Genomic DNA, 14,938 nt, shown 5'->3' with positions numbered 1-14,938 from the left:
CAGTACCCGGAGAACATTCCGTCTGGTCCAGGTCCAAGAGGTTAGCCAGTCTTTGCAATGCCGTCGAGTTTCTCGATGGCGTCGTCCGGCAAGGCGATATCGGCAACCGCGAGGTTCTCTTTGAGGTGGGTACGTGATGAGGTGCCGGGGATCAGCAGGATGTTTGGCGCGTGCTGCAGGAGCCAAGCAAGAGCTACCTGCATCGGTGTTGCGTCGAGCTCCGCCGCAACATCAGATAGCGTGGATGACTGCAATGGCGTGAAGCCGCCAAGCGGAAAGAACGGCACGTAGGCAGTCCCTTCCACCGCAAGCTGTTCGATCAGCGCGTCATCCCCGCGATGCGCAAGGTTATACTGGTTTTGAACGCAGACGATCTCGGTAATCCTTCGCCCGTCCGCGATTTGCTTGGCGGTGACATTGGAGAGGCCAATGTGTTTGATGAGACCCTGGCGCTGAAGATCGGCGAGGACGGTCAACGGTTCTTCTAGAGATCCTTCGGCAGGGCCATGGACATCGAACATGGCTCGTAGATTGACCACATCGATCACGTCAAGGCCGAGATTCTCAAGGTTGTCATGGATCGCCTGCGTCAGTGCTTCTTTTGTGAAGGCCGGATTCCACGACGCGTCTAGGCCACGCGTTGCTCCAATCTTCGTGACGATCACAAGATCACTCTTATAAGGGTGCAGCGCCTCCCTAATGATCTGGTTGGTGATGTGCGGACCGTAGAAATCGCTGGTGTCGATATGGTTGACGCCGCTTTCGACGGCTTCGCGCAGCACAGCTATCGATTCGGCGCGGTCCTTCGGTGGCCCGAAGACGCCCTTGCCAGCAAGCTGCATCGCACCGTAACCGAGCCGCGTCACCGTGCGGTCGCCGAGTGTGAATGTGCCCGATTTTTCAAGGTTGGACATGGTCTACTCCGTTTAAAGACGGGGTAGAAATAGGGCAGGTTCGCTCCGGCGATAACGGCATACATTCCGCACGGGCTGTTCGGAATTTTCGGACAATGGCTCGCAAAGGACCGGAGATCGCCCGGGACGCCGTCGGAGTGCAGTGGCGCTCTATTGCGCGCAACAAAAAAAGGCGGCCCAGAAGCCGCCTTTCCCGACAATCGCTAAGGATTGAAACTTATTCTGCTGCCGGCTCAGCCGCTGCGGCAGCTTCTGCTGCTGCCTTGGCTTCGGCGGCTTCCTGAGCTGCCTTTTCGGCTGCGAGCGCCTGAGCTGCTGCAACCTTTTCGGCTTCCAGACGTGCCTTTTCCTCGGCAACGGCCTGACGCTCGGCGTCGTTCAGCTTGCGGGCGCGGGTGCCGGTGTTCTCGACGATACGAGCCGACTTGCCGCGACGGTCGCGCAGGTAGTAGAGCTTCGCGCGACGGACCTTACCGCGGCGAACGACTTCTACGCTTTCGATAGCCGGGGAGTAGACCGGGAATACGCGCTCGACGCCTTCGCCGTAGGAGATCTTGCGAACAGTGAAGTTCTCCTGCAGGCCGCCGCCGGAGCGAGCGATGCAAACGCCTTCGTAGGCCTGTACGCGGGTACGATTACCTTCCTTGACGCGAACGTTGACGCGAAGGGTATCGCCTGGGGAGAATTCCGGAAGCGTGCGCTGGGCTTCGATCTTGGCGACCTGTTCGGCCTCAAGCTGCTGAATGATGTTCATGACTCAACCTCTTTGTTGGTTCAACAGCCAGAGCGCTCTGAACGATCTATCCTTGGTCGAGCCGCAGATATTTGCCGGTGAGGGCAGGAGCGAATTCGTCTGTTTTTCTTTACGTGGTTGATGGGAGTTTTCCCATTCCGGGCGTGCGCATACCGTATTGCGCAGGCTTTGTCACCCCTTCGGCCCGGAAATTTTGTCAACCCGACCGTTAAATGTGGATACCTGGCGGCCGGCCATCTCTTATTCGTCCAGCAGGTCCGGGCGTCGTTCCCGGGTCAGTTGCAGTGCCTGCTCGCGGCGCCATTTGTCGATCGCGCCGTGATTGCCAGATGTGAGGATCGCTGGAATTTCCCGACCCTCCCATTCCTGCGGCCGGGTGTAGTGCGGATGCTCAAGCAGGCCGCCTTCGAAGCTTTCATGCAGTCCGGAAAGATCGTTGCCCATGACGCCAGGCAGAATACGGACGATCGCATCGAGTACGGTCAGCGCCGCCGGTTCGCCCCCTGAGAGCACGTAGTCACCGATCGAGACTTCCTCCAATTCACGCGCATCGATAACGCGCTGATCGACGCCCTCGAAGCGGCCGCAGACGATGATGACGCCATCACCGGATGCGAGTTCGCGCACGCGCTCCTGTGTCAGCGGCTTGCCGCGCGGGCTCATCAGCAGGCGTGGCCGGCTGTCGTTCTTGGAAGCACTGTCGATGGCGCGGGCGAGAACATCGGGTTTCAGCACCATGCCAGCGCCGCCACCAGCGGGTGTATCATCGACGGTGCGATGTTTGTCAGTGGCAAAATCGCGGATCTGCACGGTATCGAGCGACCATTGGTCACGCTCCATCGCCTTGCCGGCGAGGGAGTAGCCGAGATGACCCGGAAACATCTCCGGGTAAAGGGTCAGCACGGTCGCGCGAAACGCCATCGGCGGCCTCACTTCTTCTTTTTCGGCGTGTCGGGCGTGAATTTCGCGCTGTCATCTTCGGTATCGACGAGGCCGGCAGCCAGCGGATCGATCGTGATCCTGCCACCCTCGAGGTCGATATCGAGGACTGAGGCCTCAGAGAAGGGGATCAGTACCGGGCGTTTGCCCGGTCCCTTCAATTCCAGGAGATCGCCAGCGCCGAAGTCGAAGATGCCGGTCACGGTGCCGTAGCTGACGCCTTGGTCGTCGAGCGCTTCCAGCCCCTCGAGATCGGCGTAGAAGAATTCATCTTCCTCAAGCTCCTCATCCGGCAGGTTATCGCGCTCGATGTAGAGCTCCAGCCCGTTCAGCGCCTCAGCAGCATTGCGGTCGTTGATGCCGCGGAAGCGAACGACGACGACGTTCTTCATCTCGCGGATATCGAGAATCTCGAAGGTACGCCCATCTAGGCTGTGCAGGTTGCCGTAATCGCCGAGCGCGGTCGGGTCGGCTGTGTAGGCCTTGGCGCGCACTTCGCCGCGCAGCCCTTGGGCGCCACCGATCGTTGCCATCAGAACCGGATTTTCAAGCTTTGCCATGACGTCCTTCACATGAAGCCGCAAATCTGGGCTTCTCTTAAACGAAGTGCGGTGGAATGGAAACGAAAACGGGCAGCATGTCGCCATGCCGCCCGTTCGATAAGGGAAAGTCCCCGATTATTCTGCGGAAGCAGCAGCTTCGGCGGCGTCGGCGGCCTTCTGAGCCTTTTCGGCAGCGCGCTCCTGGGCCTTCTTGCCCGGCTTTGCCTTGACCGGGTTGTTCTTGGCGTCTCGCTTTGCGAGGCCGGCTTCGTTGAGGAAGCGCAGAACGCGGTCGGTCGGCTGTGCGCCCTGCTCAAGCCAGTGCTTGATGCGGTCGTTGTTCAGCGTGATGCGAGCGTCGTTGTCCTTGGCAAGCATCGGGTTCCAGGAACCGAGGTTTTCCAGGAAGCGGCCATCGCGCGGCGAACGGGCGTCGGCGAGAACGATGTGGTAGTACGGGCGCTTCTTGGAACCACCGCGGGCGAGACGAATTTTCAGTGCCATTTTCTTTACTCCTTGGACTTTTCTGGACCGCTTGATCCGGCGGTATGGTTCATTTTGCTGCGGCGCCGTTTTCGGCGTGGTCTGCAGCGATCTGCTCATGATGCCGGATGACTTCCTTGATGACGAAGTTCAAGAACTTCTCGGCGAAATCCGGATCCAGATTGGCATCCTTCGCCAGGCGGCGGAGGCGTTCGATCTGGTATTCTTCGCGCGCCGGATCGGCCGGCGGCAACTTGTACTTGGCCTTGAGAACGCCGACCTCTTTGGTGCAGCGGAACCGCTCGGCCAGGATGTGGACCAGCGCCGCGTCGATGTTGTCGATCGACTGGCGATAGTTCGAAAGCTGGGCTTTGATTTCAGGATCAATCATCTTCTAAGCGACCCTTCACTTTTTCTTCGGCAAGCCGGGCAGACCCGGGAAACCGCCGCCAAGGCCAGGGAGTTTGGCGCCGCCCAAGCCCGGCAAACCACCCGACATTCCGCCGAGGCCAGGCAAGCCACCGCCCGGCTTTCCGAGACCGGCAGCTTCAGCCTGCTTCTGGAGCGCTTCGAGCTGCTTGGGGTCGATGTTCGAAAGATCGGGCATGCCACCGCCGAGGCCACCGAGGCCCATCTTGCCGGCGAGACCGCCCATCATCTGCTTCATCAGGCCGCCCTTACCCTTGCCGCCCATCATCTTCATCATGTCCGCCATCTGGCGGTGCATCTTCAGAAGCTTGTTGATGTCGGCGGCATCCGTGCCTGAGCCGGCGGCGATGCGCTTCTTGCGCGAATGCTTGAGAATATCCGGGTTGGCGCGTTCGGCCTTGGTCATCGAGCCGATGATGGCGAGCTGGCGGCCGAACAGGCTGTCATTGAGGCCGGCCGAGGCCATCTTGTCCTTCATCCCTGCCATGCCGGGCATCATGCTCATGATGCCGCCCATGCCCCCCATCTTCTGCATCTGGCGCAGCTGGTCGGCGAGATCGTTGAGGTCGAACTTGCCCTTGGCCATCTTGGCGGCCATGGCGGCCGCCTTCTCGGCGTCGATGTTTTCGGCAGCGCGCTCGACCAGCGAAACGATGTCACCCATGCCGAGGATGCGATCAGCGATACGGCGGGGATGGAACTCCTCGAGTTCGCCCATGCGCTCGCCGACACCGATGAGCTTGATCGGCTTGCCGGTCACCGCGCGCATTGAAAGCGCCGCACCGCCGCGGCCGTCGCCGTCCATGCGGGTCAGCACGAGGCCGGTGATGCCGACGCGTTCGTCGAAATTGCGGGCGAGGTTGACGGCGTCCTGACCGGTCAGCGAGTCTGCGACCAGTAGAATTTCATGCGGGTTCGACTTCTTCTTGATGTCGGCCATTTCGACCATCAAGGGCTCGTCGATATGCGTGCGGCCGGCGGTGTCGAGGATGACGACATCATGGCCGCCGAGCTTGGCTGCCTGCACGGCGCGGGCGGCGATGTCGGTCGGCGACTGGCCTGATATCACGGGAAGCGTGTCGATGCTCGTCTGGACACCGAGCTGGCGAAGCTGCTCTTGCGCAGCCGGACGGCGCGTATCGAGCGATGCCATCAGCACCTTTTTCTTTTCGCGGTCGGTGAGCCGCTTGGCGATTTTCGCCGTCGTCGTCGTCTTACCGGAGCCCTGCAGGCCGACCATCATGATGACGACGGGGGCCGCTGCATGCAGATCAACGCCGACGCCCTCGCCGCCGAGCATCTCGATCAGCTCGTCGTGGACGATTTTGACGACCATTTGGCCAGGCTTGATCGACTTCAGGATCTCGGCGCCGACGGCCTTTTCGCGGACGCGGTCGGTGAATGAGCGCACGACATCGAGCGCCACGTCTGCTTCCAGCAAGGCACGGCGAACCTCGCGCAGCGCTGCAGAAACATCGCCTTCCGAAAGCGCGCCACGGCCTGTCAGTCCATTCAGAATGGATCCAAGACGGTCCTGGAGGTTTTCAAACATCGGCTCTTCCTTGTGATTTCCGGGATGACGGAAACCTTGTGCTTTTCCTTGACGAAAACAAGACGCAAAGCCAAAAAGCACCCGAGGGCGCATCGCGCTGTCGGGTGTGGACCTCCGGGATCAGTTTATACCTTTGCGGGTCCCGGTCGGTGGCTCGAGTCTTGAAGCTCGTCGCAGATTGAGCGGCGGTAAACAGGAAAAAGCGCCGGGAGTCAAGGCAAAGTCGAGAAAAGACGGCGTTTCGACCTTTCAAAACCGCGCGCCCAATCCCAGATCTGCTTTCTCTTCAACGGAATCGCTCTTGCATGCCCACGGCCAAACGACGCAATCCCTACTATCAGGGGCCTGTCTCCGATCACTTCGACGGCACGCACTTCTTCAATCCGGATGGTATCGAGCCTCTCGGCTTTCGAGACCTGATGCGGTGGCAGTTCGGCGGCGGCCGCGATCGCTGGCCGAAGTCGGTTCCGAGCCCGTTCGCACCAGCAAAACCCGATCTGCGCGTGAATGGTGGCGATCTGCGGGTAACCATGGTCGGTCATGCGACACTGTTGGTGCAGGTCGCGGGACTTAACATCCTCACGGACCCGGTTTGGTCCGAGCGCGCCAGCCCCTTCACCTTTGCCGGCCCGAAGCGCGCCGTTGCACCGGGCATCGCATTCGACGATCTACCCCCGATCGATCTCGTGTTTGTTTCCCACAATCACTACGACCATCTTGATGTCGCGACGCTCAAGCGCTTGCAGGCAAAGCATCGGCCGCATGTCGTGACGCCACTTGGCAACGATACAATCATCCGCCGCGCCGTGCCCGACATACAGGTGACGGCGATGGATTGGGGCGAGCGCATATCCCTTGCGGGTATCGCGATCGATGCCGAGCCGGTGCATCATTGGTCCGCACGCGGCACTGGCGACCGTCGCATGGCGCTGTGGGCGGCCTTCGTCCTGTCGACACCGGCCGGGAAGATCTACCATGTCGGGGACACGGGCTTTCACGGCGGTGTCAACTATGAGGCGGCGCGGCAAATGCATGGCGCCTTTCGCCTCGCCATCCTGCCTTTCGGGGCATACGAGCCGCGCTGGTTCATGAAGGGCCAGCATCAGAATCCTGCGGAAGCGGTGATGGGCATGCAGTTGGCCAATGCGGCCTATGTGGCCGGGCATCACTTTGCGACGTTCCAGCTGACTGACGAGGCGATCGATGCGCCGCTCAAGGCGCTGGAAGCGGCCATGACCGAGCGCGGCATTTCGCCGGAACGGTTCCGACCGCTCAGGGCAGGCGAAGTCTTCGACGTGCCGCGGGCATGATCAGTGCGGTTGAGCCCCTGAGCCGTGCGTGTTGATGATGGTGTCGGCCTCCTTGCCGTAAAGCTCCTCGAAGTGATCGAAGGTCTTGGAGAAGTGGCCGATGCCCTGGGTCGCGGATTTCAGCGATCGTGCCAACTCTTCCAACACACCGCCCGGCACTAGCGCTCGGAATATGTCCCAGCCCTTCGCGTTCTCGTCTCGGTCGAAGCCAAGCACCTGTCCTTTGAGAGAGGAGACGAGCGTCACCATACCCCCGGAGTAGACCGAGGGGATATGGATATCGACCCTGATGACAGGCTGCATGAGAACGGCGGATGCCTGCGACAGCGCCTGCTTGACGCCCATCTTCCCCGCTGCACGGAAGGCGAAATCGGAGCTGTCGACCGAGTGATACTGGCCGTCGGTCAATGTCACATCGACATCGATGACCTGGAAGCCAAGCGGCCCCTTCTCCATTGCCTCGCGTGCACCGGCCTCGACGGCCGGTATATAGTTTCGCGGCACAGTGCCGCCTTTCACACTTTCGCCGAAGGTGAAGCCTTGGCCGCGTTCGTTCGGCCGGACGCTGAGCTGCACATCGGCGAATTGGCCGGCGCCGCCTGTCTGCTTACGGTGCCGGTAACGCACGTCCGAGGGCTTCGAGATGGTCTCCCGGTAGATCGGGTTCGGCGCGCGGTCCGACACTTCGACGCGGAAGACCTCAGAGAGCGTCTTGCGTAGGTCGCGTAGGTGGACTGGTCCCTGTGCGCAGATCAGTGCCGCGCCGGTGCCTTCCTCCTGCATCACCTTCAGGCCGCGATCGGTTTCCGCCAATTTCGCCAGCGTTGCCGAGAGCTTGGTTTCGTCACGTTCGCTGCCGGGAACGAGGATTCTTTCGAGCATGGGTGTCGGAGGTGTCGTCCAGTCGGGCGGTTCGACGCTGGTGGACAGCGTCAGCAGGGCGGGCGCGGGCAGATGGTCCGACTTGAGAGCGGCAAAGATGCCGCCTGCTTGCACGGTGCCGCTGATCGGCTTTCCGCTGCCGGCTTCCTGCAAGGGACCCAAAGTAGCGCCGCCGAGGGAAGCGCCTTGCTTCAAGCCATCGGCAAACGCGCGTATGAGGACTGTCTTGCCGACATTGGCCTTGTGATAGGCGTGGAAACTAACGGCAGAAAGTTCCGCCTCTTGCGCGCCGGAGCTTCCAGCGAGCCTGGTCCGTAGCGCTGCTGCCGGTGGCGCCTCGTGGCGAAGAGCCTTCATCAGGCGCATGATGCCGTTGCTGTGCGAGGCGGCACCGAACAGCACGGGGATGACCCGGTTCTCCTTGAGTATCCGCGAGGAGATGGCAAACAGCGTATCACTTGCCGGCTCACGGTCTTCGATGAGCTCCTCGAGCAGCCAGTCGTCGAACTCCGAAAGCTGCTCGAGCATCTCTACGCGCGCCTCGTGCTCGCGCTCGACCGCATCGTGCGGCAGTTCGATCAGCGCGGAAGGCTGCCCTTCCCGGTAGCGCCAGGCCCGTTCGGAAATCAGATCGCAGCTGCCGACAATCGTGTCGCCTTCGCGGATCGGGACTTGCCGTAGGACGAGCGGATGGTTGGAGTAGGTCTGAAGTGCGGCGATGACATCGCGCAATCGGCCGCGCGGCTCGTCCATCCGATTGATGAAGGCCACGCAGGGCGTTCCCGAGGCCTCGATTGCGCGGAGATAGGGTGCTGCCAGAACGGCTTCATCAGGTGTCGGCGATATGCAGAGAATACAGGCGTCGCTGACGAGGAGGGCGTCCTGCGCCAAGGCCAGGGCCTCGTTTGCCCCGGGGGTGTCGATCGCACACCAAGCTTCGTCCTTGAAATCGAATTCCGTCAGGCTTGATCCATATGGAGAGGCTGACTTTCTGGGCGTTCCCTCGAGCGAGGCCAGCTTTGCGACGAGCGTCGTTTTTCCCGTCTGCGAGGGCCCAAGTACCGTGAAGCAGCGCATCGGCGATCCTCCCTGCCAAAAGCACGCATCCGAAACCAAAGAATGCCTCTAAGCGAAGAAAAGTGCCAGATAGTTGCGATCATTCTTAAATATGAGGCTTCGGTATGGTTCTCCCATGAATGTGTCGCGGTGCTCGGGTCCGTCAAGCCACTGGTAATTCCCCCGCATTTCCGCCATATACAGCCCAAACAGAGACGGACATGACACCTATGAGCGCAACGGTCGAATTCGCAAAGATGAACGGGCTTGGCAACAAGATCCTGGTCGTTGACATGCGCGGCCGTGCCGACAGGGTGACGCCTGCAGCTGCAATCGCGCTGAATGCCGAGCCGGACACGCAGTTCGACCAGATCATGGCGATCCATGATCCGAAGGCAGCGGGCACGGATGCCTGGATCGATATTCTGAACTCCGACGGTTCGAAGGCACAGGCTTGCGGCAACGGTACGCGTTGTGTCGTGCAGGCGCTCGCTTCGGAAACCGGCAAGAAGGTTTTCACTTTCCAGACGGTGGCAGGCATCCTCAATGCCGTCGAGCACGCGGATGGGACGATCTCCGTCGATATGGGTAGGCCGGTCTTCGACTGGGACAAGATCCCGCTTGCCGAGGAATTCCACGATACCAGCCGTATCGAGCTGCAGATCGGGCCGATCGACAATCCCGTGCTGCATTCGCCATCCGTCGCTTCCATGGGCAATCCGCACGCGATCTTCTGGGTGGATCGGGATGTGATGTCGTTCGATCTCGGCCGCTTCGGCCCGCTGCTCGAAAACCATCCGATGTTCCCTGAGCGCGCTAACGTCACGCTGGCACAGGTGACCTCTCCAAGTTCGATCACAACGCGCACCTGGGAGCGGGGCGCGGGACTGACGCTTGCTTGCGGTTCTGCCGCCTGTGCCACGGCCGTTTCTGCCGCCCGCACCGGCCGCACGGGGCGCGAAGTCGCTGTGAAGGTCGCAAGCAGCCCCAACCAGGGTGTGCTCACGATCGAATGGCGCGAGCGTGATGGTCACGTCATCATGACGGGCCCTGCGGAATGGGAGTGGTCCGGCACGCTCGATCCGTCGACCGGTGCGTGGTCGCGGGATGCGGCGCAGGGAGCGGAAGCGCGGTGAGCGGCGTTGAGGTCATCACCTTCGGCTGTCGTCTCAACACCTACGAATCCGAAGTGATGCGAGCGGAGGCCGAAAAGGCCGGGCTCAACAATGCCATCCTCGTAAATACCTGTGCGGTTACCGGCGAGGCTGTGCGTCAGGCTCGCCAGGCGATCCGGCGTGTACGGCGCGACAATCCTCATGCCCGTATCATTGTGACCGGCTGTGCGGCCCAGACGGAAAAAGAGACTTTCGCCGACATGGCCGAGGTCGATGCCGTCCTCGGCAACGAGGAAAAGCTGAAGAGCGCGTCCTATCGCGCCCTGCCGGATTTTGGCGTTTCGGCCGAAGAGAAGCTGCGCGTCAACGACATCATGAGCGTGCGGCAGACGGCGCCGCAGATGGTTAAGCACATCGATGGTCATGTGCGGGCTTTCATCCAGGTTCAGAATGGTTGCGACCACCGCTGCACCTTCTGCATCATTCCCTATGGCCGCGGCAATTCGCGCTCCGTGCCGATGGGGGCAGTCGTCGATCAGGCCCGCAAGCTGGTCGAAAGCGGGTACCGGGAAATTGTGCTGACGGGTGTCGATGCAACCAGCTATGGCGCCGACCTGCCCGGCGAGCCGACGCTCGGATTGCTTGCCAAGACGCTTCTGAAACAGGTGCCTGATATTCGCCGTCTGCGGCTTTCATCGATCGACAGCATCGAGGCCGACAGGCATCTGCTCGATCTGATTGCCGACGAGGCGCGGTTCATGCCGCATCTGCATCTATCGCTACAGCATGGTGACGACATGATCCTGAAGCGAATGAAGCGCCGCCATTCGAGCGCGGATGCCCTGGCTTTCGTTAACGACGTGCGCCGCCTACGACCGGACATGAGCTTCGGTGCTGATCTGATCGCCGGCTTTCCGACCGAGAGCGAAGGCATGTTCGCCAATGCCATGCGGCTGGCGGAAGAGGCCAATATCGCCCATCTCCACGTGTTCCCTTACAGCCCACGACCGGGAACACCCGCCGCGCGAATGCCGCAGCTCGATCGCGCGCTGGTCAAGGAACGGGCGGCGCGACTTCGCGCCACTGGACATCGCCTGCATCAGTCCCATCTCGACGGGATGGTCGGAACACAGCAATGGCTGCTGGTGGAAAACAACGGTTTGGCGCATACCGAGAACTTCACTCTTGTCGCAGCAGTAGGGCTTGCGCCCCGAAGCTTCGTGCAGGCTGTCATCACCGGGCACAACGGCAAACACCTCGACATGCAATTGACGGCCGCCGACGCGGCCTGAGCTTACGGAATCGTCATGGCGTTCAGTTTCATCAAAAAGGTCTTCACCTTCGGCCCAAAGCCGGAGGAAGAACACGCGCCGGAGGCGGTCGAGACGAAGGTGCTCGAATCCGAGCCGGAGCCGCATTCGCGCGAGGAAAGCCTTCCCGTTGCCGCCGACCCGGTCCTGGGAGAAGAGATGGAGACGGCCGGCGGGCCTGCCGATGACGTAGGCCAAGACGCCACCATGGAGGAGCTTGCAGAGCAGGCGGAAGCGCTTGCGCCTGATGAGGACGACGTTTCCGAGGTCCTACCGTCGGAGGTGCAGGTGGACGACATGGGCCTTGTGCCGCTCTCGCTGCTTGAAGCCGAAGCGGAGATCAATGCTCCTGCCGAAAGCGCTGCGGAAGAGCCGCTTGCTGCAACTTCGCCCCTGCATTCGGAGATCGGCGAGCAGGCAGAAGAGGAACATGTTGCGGAAGTAGCGTCGGCCAGCGAAACCGAAGAGACGTCCTCGGCTGCAGAGTTTGCGGAGGAAGCCGACGCGGAACAGCAGCCCGTCGCCGATCGGGCCTCTCCCGCCGAACAAGAGACATCTGCGCCGGCGGAGGATGACGCTTCCGGTGATGCCTCCGCCGCTCCCGTTCTTCCAAAGGGATTTGCCACCGGTCCCGCCGCTTTCGAGGCCGCGCCTCTGGTGCCAGCGCCAAAACTTTCCTGGTTCCAGCGCCTGCGCGCCGGCCTTGCCCGCACTTCGTCGCAGCTCACCGGCCAAATCGCGGCCCTCTTCACCAAGCGCAAGCTCGATGATGATACGCTGCAGGATCTCGAGGATCTGCTGATCCAAGCCGATCTTGGCGTCGAGACGGCGATGCGCGTCACTGATACGCTGGCCTCCGAGCGCTACGGCAAGGACGTCACCGGCGAGGATGTCAGTCGCATCATGGCGAGCGAGATCGCCAAGGTGCTGAAGCCTGTCGCGAAGCCGTTGCAGCTCGATCTCAGCCACAAGCCGCATGTCATCCTGGTCGTCGGCGTCAACGGTACTGGCAAGACCACGACGATCGGCAAGCTGGCGGCCAAGCTTTCTGGCGCCGGGCTAAAGGTCATGGTGGCTGCCGGCGACACCTTCCGTGCCGCTGCCATCGAGCAGTTGAAGATCTGGGCCGACCGCACCAAGTCGGAGTTCATCGGTACCAAGCTCGGCGCCGATGCGGCGGGTCTTGCCTATGACGCCTTCGAGCAGGCCAAGGCGAAGAAGTGCGATGTGCTGATCATCGATACAGCCGGCCGCCTGCAGAACAAGGCGGAGCTGATGGCCGAACTCGAGAAGATCGTTCGTGTTCTCGGCAAGCTCGATCCGGATGCGCCGCATACGGTGCTGCAGACGCTTGACGCGACGACGGGGCAGAACGCCCTGTCGCAGGTGGAGATCTTCCGCAACGTGGCCGGGGTCAACGGGCTGATCATGACAAAGCTCGACGGCACGGCGCGGGGCGGCATTCTCGTGGCGATCTCCGCCAAGCACAAGCTGCCGGTCTATTTCATCGGTGTCGGCGAAGGTGTCGAAGATCTAGAGCCTTTCGAGGCGGAGGATTTTGCCCATGCCATTGCCGGGCTCGGTCAATAATGCCACAGATATGCCGACAAGCGCGGGCAAGCGTCTCGTGTTCACAAACGGATTTGAGATAGCATGACGACAGAGAGCGATATCACCCCAAGCGCGGCCGACCGGCATCACCCGATGCTGAAGCTGGCGCTGGAGCTTGGCCCGCTGCTGATCTTCTTTTTCGCCAACCTGCGCGGCGCGTGGCTGGTCGAGCGGTTTCCGGCTCTGTCGGAGCTCGGCGGACCACTATTCGTGGCAACGGCCCTCTTCATGGCGGCAACGGTGATCTCGCTGATCGTCTCGAAGGTCGTGCTCGGGCATCTGCCGATCATGCCGTTCGTCTCGGGGATCGTGGTCGTCATCTTCGGATCGCTGTCGATCTATCTGCAGAACGAAACCTTCATCAAGATGAAGCCGACCATCGTCAACGCACTGTTCGGCGTTGCGCTGCTTGGCGGCCTAGCTTTCGGCAAATCGTTGCTCGGCTACGTCTTCAACGCGGCCTTCCAGCTTGATGCCGAGGGTTGGCGGAAGCTGACCATCCGCTGGGGCGTCTTTTTCCTTTTCCTCGCAGTGCTGAATGAAGTCATCTGGCGCAATTTCTCTGATGATTTCTGGGTTGCCTTCAAGGTCTGGGGGACAATGCCCATAACCATCATCTTCACGCTTGCGCAGATGCCGTTGATTATGAAGCATACGGTCACACCGGCGGGAGAGACCGAGAGTTGACGACACTGGATACGGCAGACAGAGCGAAGCATCAAACATTCTGGTTGGCTGCGTGCATTGCGGTTCTGCTGATCCAGATCATCGCCGAATACATGATGGGCCGCACCCCCATCTGCACCTGCGGATATGTCAAACTATGGGAAGGCACCGTCAACTCCAGCGGTAACTCCCAGCATATTTCCGATTGGTACACGCCGTCCCACATCATTCACGGCTTCATTTTCTACGGCATCGCGCACCTTGTTCTGCGCGGAAGGCCGATCGCCATGCGGCTGCTTTTGGCGCTGATGATCGAATCCGGCTGGGAACTGCTGGAAAATTCGCCTTTGATCATCGACCGCTATCGAACGGCGACGATCTCGCTCGACTACTATGGCGACAGCATCTTGAACTCGTCGATGGACACAGTCTTCATGGTCGTCGGGTTCTTCTTCGCCTCGCGGGCGCCCGTTGTACTGACGATCGCGATCGCGATTTTCTTCGAGTTGTTCACCGGTTATGTCATTCGTGACAACCTGACACTCAACGTACTGATGCTGATTTGGCCCATTGAGGCGATCAAGACCTGGCAAGGCGGGATCTAGTCAGGACGCCGGCTTGGCCAGCGCCTTCTCCATGGCCGGGAAAAGCCCTTCCTTCAGGCTGACTTCGTCGAACGGGCCGACCCGCTTGTAGAGGATCGTGCCGTCGGGAGCGACGAGATAGCTCTCCGGGATGCCGTAGACACCCCAATCGATAGCTGCCTGCCCCTTGGGATCAACACCGATTGCGGCAAAGGGATTGCCAAGTTCGCCGAGAAAGCGAAGTGCGTTGTCGTTTTTGTCCTTGTAGTTGATGGCAACCACGTTGAGGCGGCCGTCCTTTGCCAGCTCCTTCAAGATCGGATGCTCTTCGCGACAGGGAATGCACCACGAGGCGAAAACGTTGACGAGCGTCAGTTTGCCCTTGATGGCACTGTCGGTCAGTGGCGGAAGGTTGGCGCCCTCGAGTGGCGCAAGGTTCAGCACCGGCGCCTTCGTGCCGATCAGGGCCGACGGGATTTCCGAGATATCCTTGCCGTGGACGTCCTGATCGTAGAGCATCTTTGCTGCGGTGGCTGCGATGCCGGCAAAGACGATCAACGGGATCAAGGCGACCGCGTAGCGCCCAAATCCGCGCTTGGCGCGGCTCGTTTCTGGTGCGGTGCTCATTCGCCGTCCTTTGCTCGCGCCGAGCGGCGACGGATACCGGAGGCTTCGAGGGCTGCCAGTTCCTGACGGCGCGCGCGCCCGTCAGCCCAAGTCCAAAGGGTGGCCGCTGCCGTGACAAGGGCGGCAAAGCCGTAGGCGCCGTAGACATAGAAAGCGTGTGTCAT

16 protein-coding genes are annotated in these 14,938 nt (G+C 61.0%); 6 read left to right on the top strand and 10 right to left on the bottom strand.

Features of this window, described 5'->3' with window-relative positions:
- Positions 1–41: 41 nt before the first annotated feature.
- The 7 genes from FHT71_RS11435 to ffh form a co-directional block, all read right to left on the bottom strand.
- Entirely contained in the window at positions 42–914 is an 873-nt protein-coding gene (locus tag FHT71_RS11435; RefSeq protein ID WP_132588610.1) for an aldo/keto reductase family oxidoreductase, read from the bottom strand.
- A gap of 217 nt (positions 915–1,131) precedes the next feature.
- Entirely contained in the window at positions 1,132–1,668 is a 537-nt protein-coding gene (rplS, locus tag FHT71_RS11430) for a 50S ribosomal protein L19 (protein WP_007794379.1), read from the bottom strand.
- Positions 1,669–1,908: 240 nt separating this feature from the next.
- On the bottom strand, positions 1,909–2,589 hold the full coding sequence (gene trmD, locus FHT71_RS11425) for a tRNA (guanosine(37)-N1)-methyltransferase TrmD (protein WP_007794377.1): 681 nt from the start codon (positions 2,587–2,589) through the stop codon (positions 1,909–1,911).
- 8 nt (positions 2,590–2,597) lie between these two features.
- On the bottom strand, positions 2,598–3,167 hold the full coding sequence (gene rimM, locus FHT71_RS11420; protein ID WP_132588609.1) for a ribosome maturation factor RimM: 570 nt from the start codon (positions 3,165–3,167) through the stop codon (positions 2,598–2,600).
- A gap of 117 nt (positions 3,168–3,284) precedes the next feature.
- Positions 3,285–3,653, bottom strand: coding sequence for a 30S ribosomal protein S16 (gene rpsP, locus FHT71_RS11415; RefSeq protein WP_007794371.1), 369 nt, complete (start codon positions 3,651–3,653; stop codon positions 3,285–3,287).
- Positions 3,654–3,702: 49 nt separating this feature from the next.
- Positions 3,703–4,023, bottom strand: coding sequence for a chorismate mutase (locus FHT71_RS11410; RefSeq protein WP_007794368.1), 321 nt, complete (start codon positions 4,021–4,023; stop codon positions 3,703–3,705).
- Positions 4,024–4,038: 15 nt separating this feature from the next.
- Positions 4,039–5,613 (bottom strand): signal recognition particle protein, encoded by a 1,575-nt coding sequence (ffh, locus tag FHT71_RS11405; RefSeq protein ID WP_132588608.1) that lies wholly within the window; start codon positions 5,611–5,613, stop codon positions 4,039–4,041.
- Between the two features lie 305 nt (positions 5,614–5,918).
- On the opposite strand from ffh, the gene FHT71_RS11400 reads away from it, so the two are divergent.
- A complete protein-coding gene (locus FHT71_RS11400; RefSeq protein WP_007794362.1) occupies positions 5,919–6,923 on the top strand; it encodes an MBL fold metallo-hydrolase in 1,005 nt (334 codons plus the stop codon).
- Here FHT71_RS11400 and FHT71_RS11395 read toward each other — a convergent pair whose 3' ends face one another.
- The gene (locus FHT71_RS11395) at positions 6,924–8,882 is read right to left on the bottom strand and encodes an elongation factor G (RefSeq protein ID WP_132588607.1); all 1,959 of its coding nucleotides are present in this window, start codon (positions 8,880–8,882) and stop codon (positions 6,924–6,926) included.
- A gap of 209 nt (positions 8,883–9,091) precedes the next feature.
- Between FHT71_RS11395 and dapF the strand changes: the two genes are divergently transcribed.
- The 5 genes from dapF (at position 9,092) to FHT71_RS11370 (ending at position 14,168) form a co-directional block, all read left to right on the top strand.
- Positions 9,092–9,997, top strand: a complete 906-nt coding sequence (gene dapF, locus FHT71_RS11390) for a diaminopimelate epimerase (protein WP_132588705.1) — start codon at positions 9,092–9,094, stop codon at positions 9,995–9,997.
- Positions 9,994–11,268 (top strand): tRNA (N(6)-L-threonylcarbamoyladenosine(37)-C(2))-methylthiotransferase MtaB, encoded by a 1,275-nt coding sequence (gene mtaB / locus FHT71_RS11385; RefSeq protein ID WP_132588606.1) that lies wholly within the window; start codon positions 9,994–9,996, stop codon positions 11,266–11,268. Before dapF ends, mtaB begins: the two co-directional genes overlap by 4 nt.
- Positions 11,269–11,283: 15 nt before the next feature.
- Entirely contained in the window at positions 11,284–12,876 is a 1,593-nt protein-coding gene (gene ftsY, locus FHT71_RS11380; protein ID WP_183719689.1) for a signal recognition particle-docking protein FtsY, read from the top strand.
- Positions 12,877–12,939: 63 nt separating this feature from the next.
- A complete protein-coding gene (locus FHT71_RS11375) occupies positions 12,940–13,584 on the top strand; it encodes a septation protein A (RefSeq protein WP_007794344.1) in 645 nt (214 codons plus the stop codon).
- A complete protein-coding gene (locus tag FHT71_RS11370) occupies positions 13,581–14,168 on the top strand; it encodes a DUF2585 domain-containing protein (protein ID WP_132588604.1) in 588 nt (195 codons plus the stop codon). The genes FHT71_RS11375 and FHT71_RS11370 overlap by 4 nt, the downstream gene beginning before the upstream one ends.
- Here the strand turns inward: FHT71_RS11370 and FHT71_RS11365 are convergent, their stop codons facing one another.
- The gene (locus FHT71_RS11365) at positions 14,169–14,774 is read right to left on the bottom strand and encodes a DsbE family thiol:disulfide interchange protein (RefSeq protein ID WP_132588603.1); all 606 of its coding nucleotides are present in this window, start codon (positions 14,772–14,774) and stop codon (positions 14,169–14,171) included. It lies immediately after the preceding gene.
- Complete coding sequence (gene ccmD, locus FHT71_RS11360; protein ID WP_007794336.1) at positions 14,771–14,938, bottom strand: heme exporter protein CcmD; 168 nt, start codon at positions 14,936–14,938, stop codon at positions 14,771–14,773. The genes FHT71_RS11365 and ccmD overlap by 4 nt, the downstream gene beginning before the upstream one ends.

The sequence above is a fragment of the Rhizobium sp. BK060 genome (genome assembly GCF_014193145.1).
Taxonomy (GTDB): Bacteria; Pseudomonadota; Alphaproteobacteria; order Rhizobiales; family Rhizobiaceae; genus Rhizobium.
The sequence above is the reverse complement of the archived record's forward strand: the minus strand, read 5'-3'. Positions and strand labels throughout refer to the sequence as shown.

Bases quoted from the DNA above. Each gene is read 5' to 3' on its own strand.
- FHT71_RS11435 (WP_132588610.1), bottom strand. From the start codon at position 914: ATGTCCAACCTTGAAAAATCGGGCACATTCACACTCGGCGACCGCACG.
- rplS (WP_007794379.1), bottom strand. From the start codon at position 1,668: ATGAACATCATTCAGCAGCTTGAGGCCGAACAGGTCGCCAAGATCGAA.
- trmD (WP_007794377.1), bottom strand. From the start codon at position 2,589: ATGGCGTTTCGCGCGACCGTGCTGACCCTTTACCCGGAGATGTTTCCG.
- rimM (WP_132588609.1), bottom strand. From the start codon at position 3,167: ATGGCAAAGCTTGAAAATCCGGTTCTGATGGCAACGATCGGTGGCGCC.
- rpsP (WP_007794371.1), bottom strand. From the start codon at position 3,653: ATGGCACTGAAAATTCGTCTCGCCCGCGGTGGTTCCAAGAAGCGCCCG.
- FHT71_RS11410 (WP_007794368.1), bottom strand. From the start codon at position 4,023: ATGATTGATCCTGAAATCAAAGCCCAGCTTTCGAACTATCGCCAGTCG.
- ffh (WP_132588608.1), bottom strand. From the start codon at position 5,613: ATGTTTGAAAACCTCCAGGACCGTCTTGGATCCATTCTGAATGGACTG.
- FHT71_RS11400 (WP_007794362.1), top strand. From the start codon at position 5,919: ATGCCCACGGCCAAACGACGCAATCCCTACTATCAGGGGCCTGTCTCC.
- FHT71_RS11395 (WP_132588607.1), bottom strand. From the start codon at position 8,882: ATGCGCTGCTTCACGGTACTTGGGCCCTCGCAGACGGGAAAAACGACG.
- dapF (WP_132588705.1), top strand. From the start codon at position 9,092: ATGAGCGCAACGGTCGAATTCGCAAAGATGAACGGGCTTGGCAACAAG.
- ftsY (WP_183719689.1), top strand. From the start codon at position 11,284: ATGGCGTTCAGTTTCATCAAAAAGGTCTTCACCTTCGGCCCAAAGCCG.
- FHT71_RS11375 (WP_007794344.1), top strand. From the start codon at position 12,940: ATGACGACAGAGAGCGATATCACCCCAAGCGCGGCCGACCGGCATCAC.
- FHT71_RS11365 (WP_132588603.1), bottom strand. From the start codon at position 14,774: ATGAGCACCGCACCAGAAACGAGCCGCGCCAAGCGCGGATTTGGGCGC.
- ccmD (WP_007794336.1), bottom strand. From the start codon at position 14,938: ATGACACACGCTTTCTATGTCTACGGCGCCTACGGCTTTGCCGCCCTT.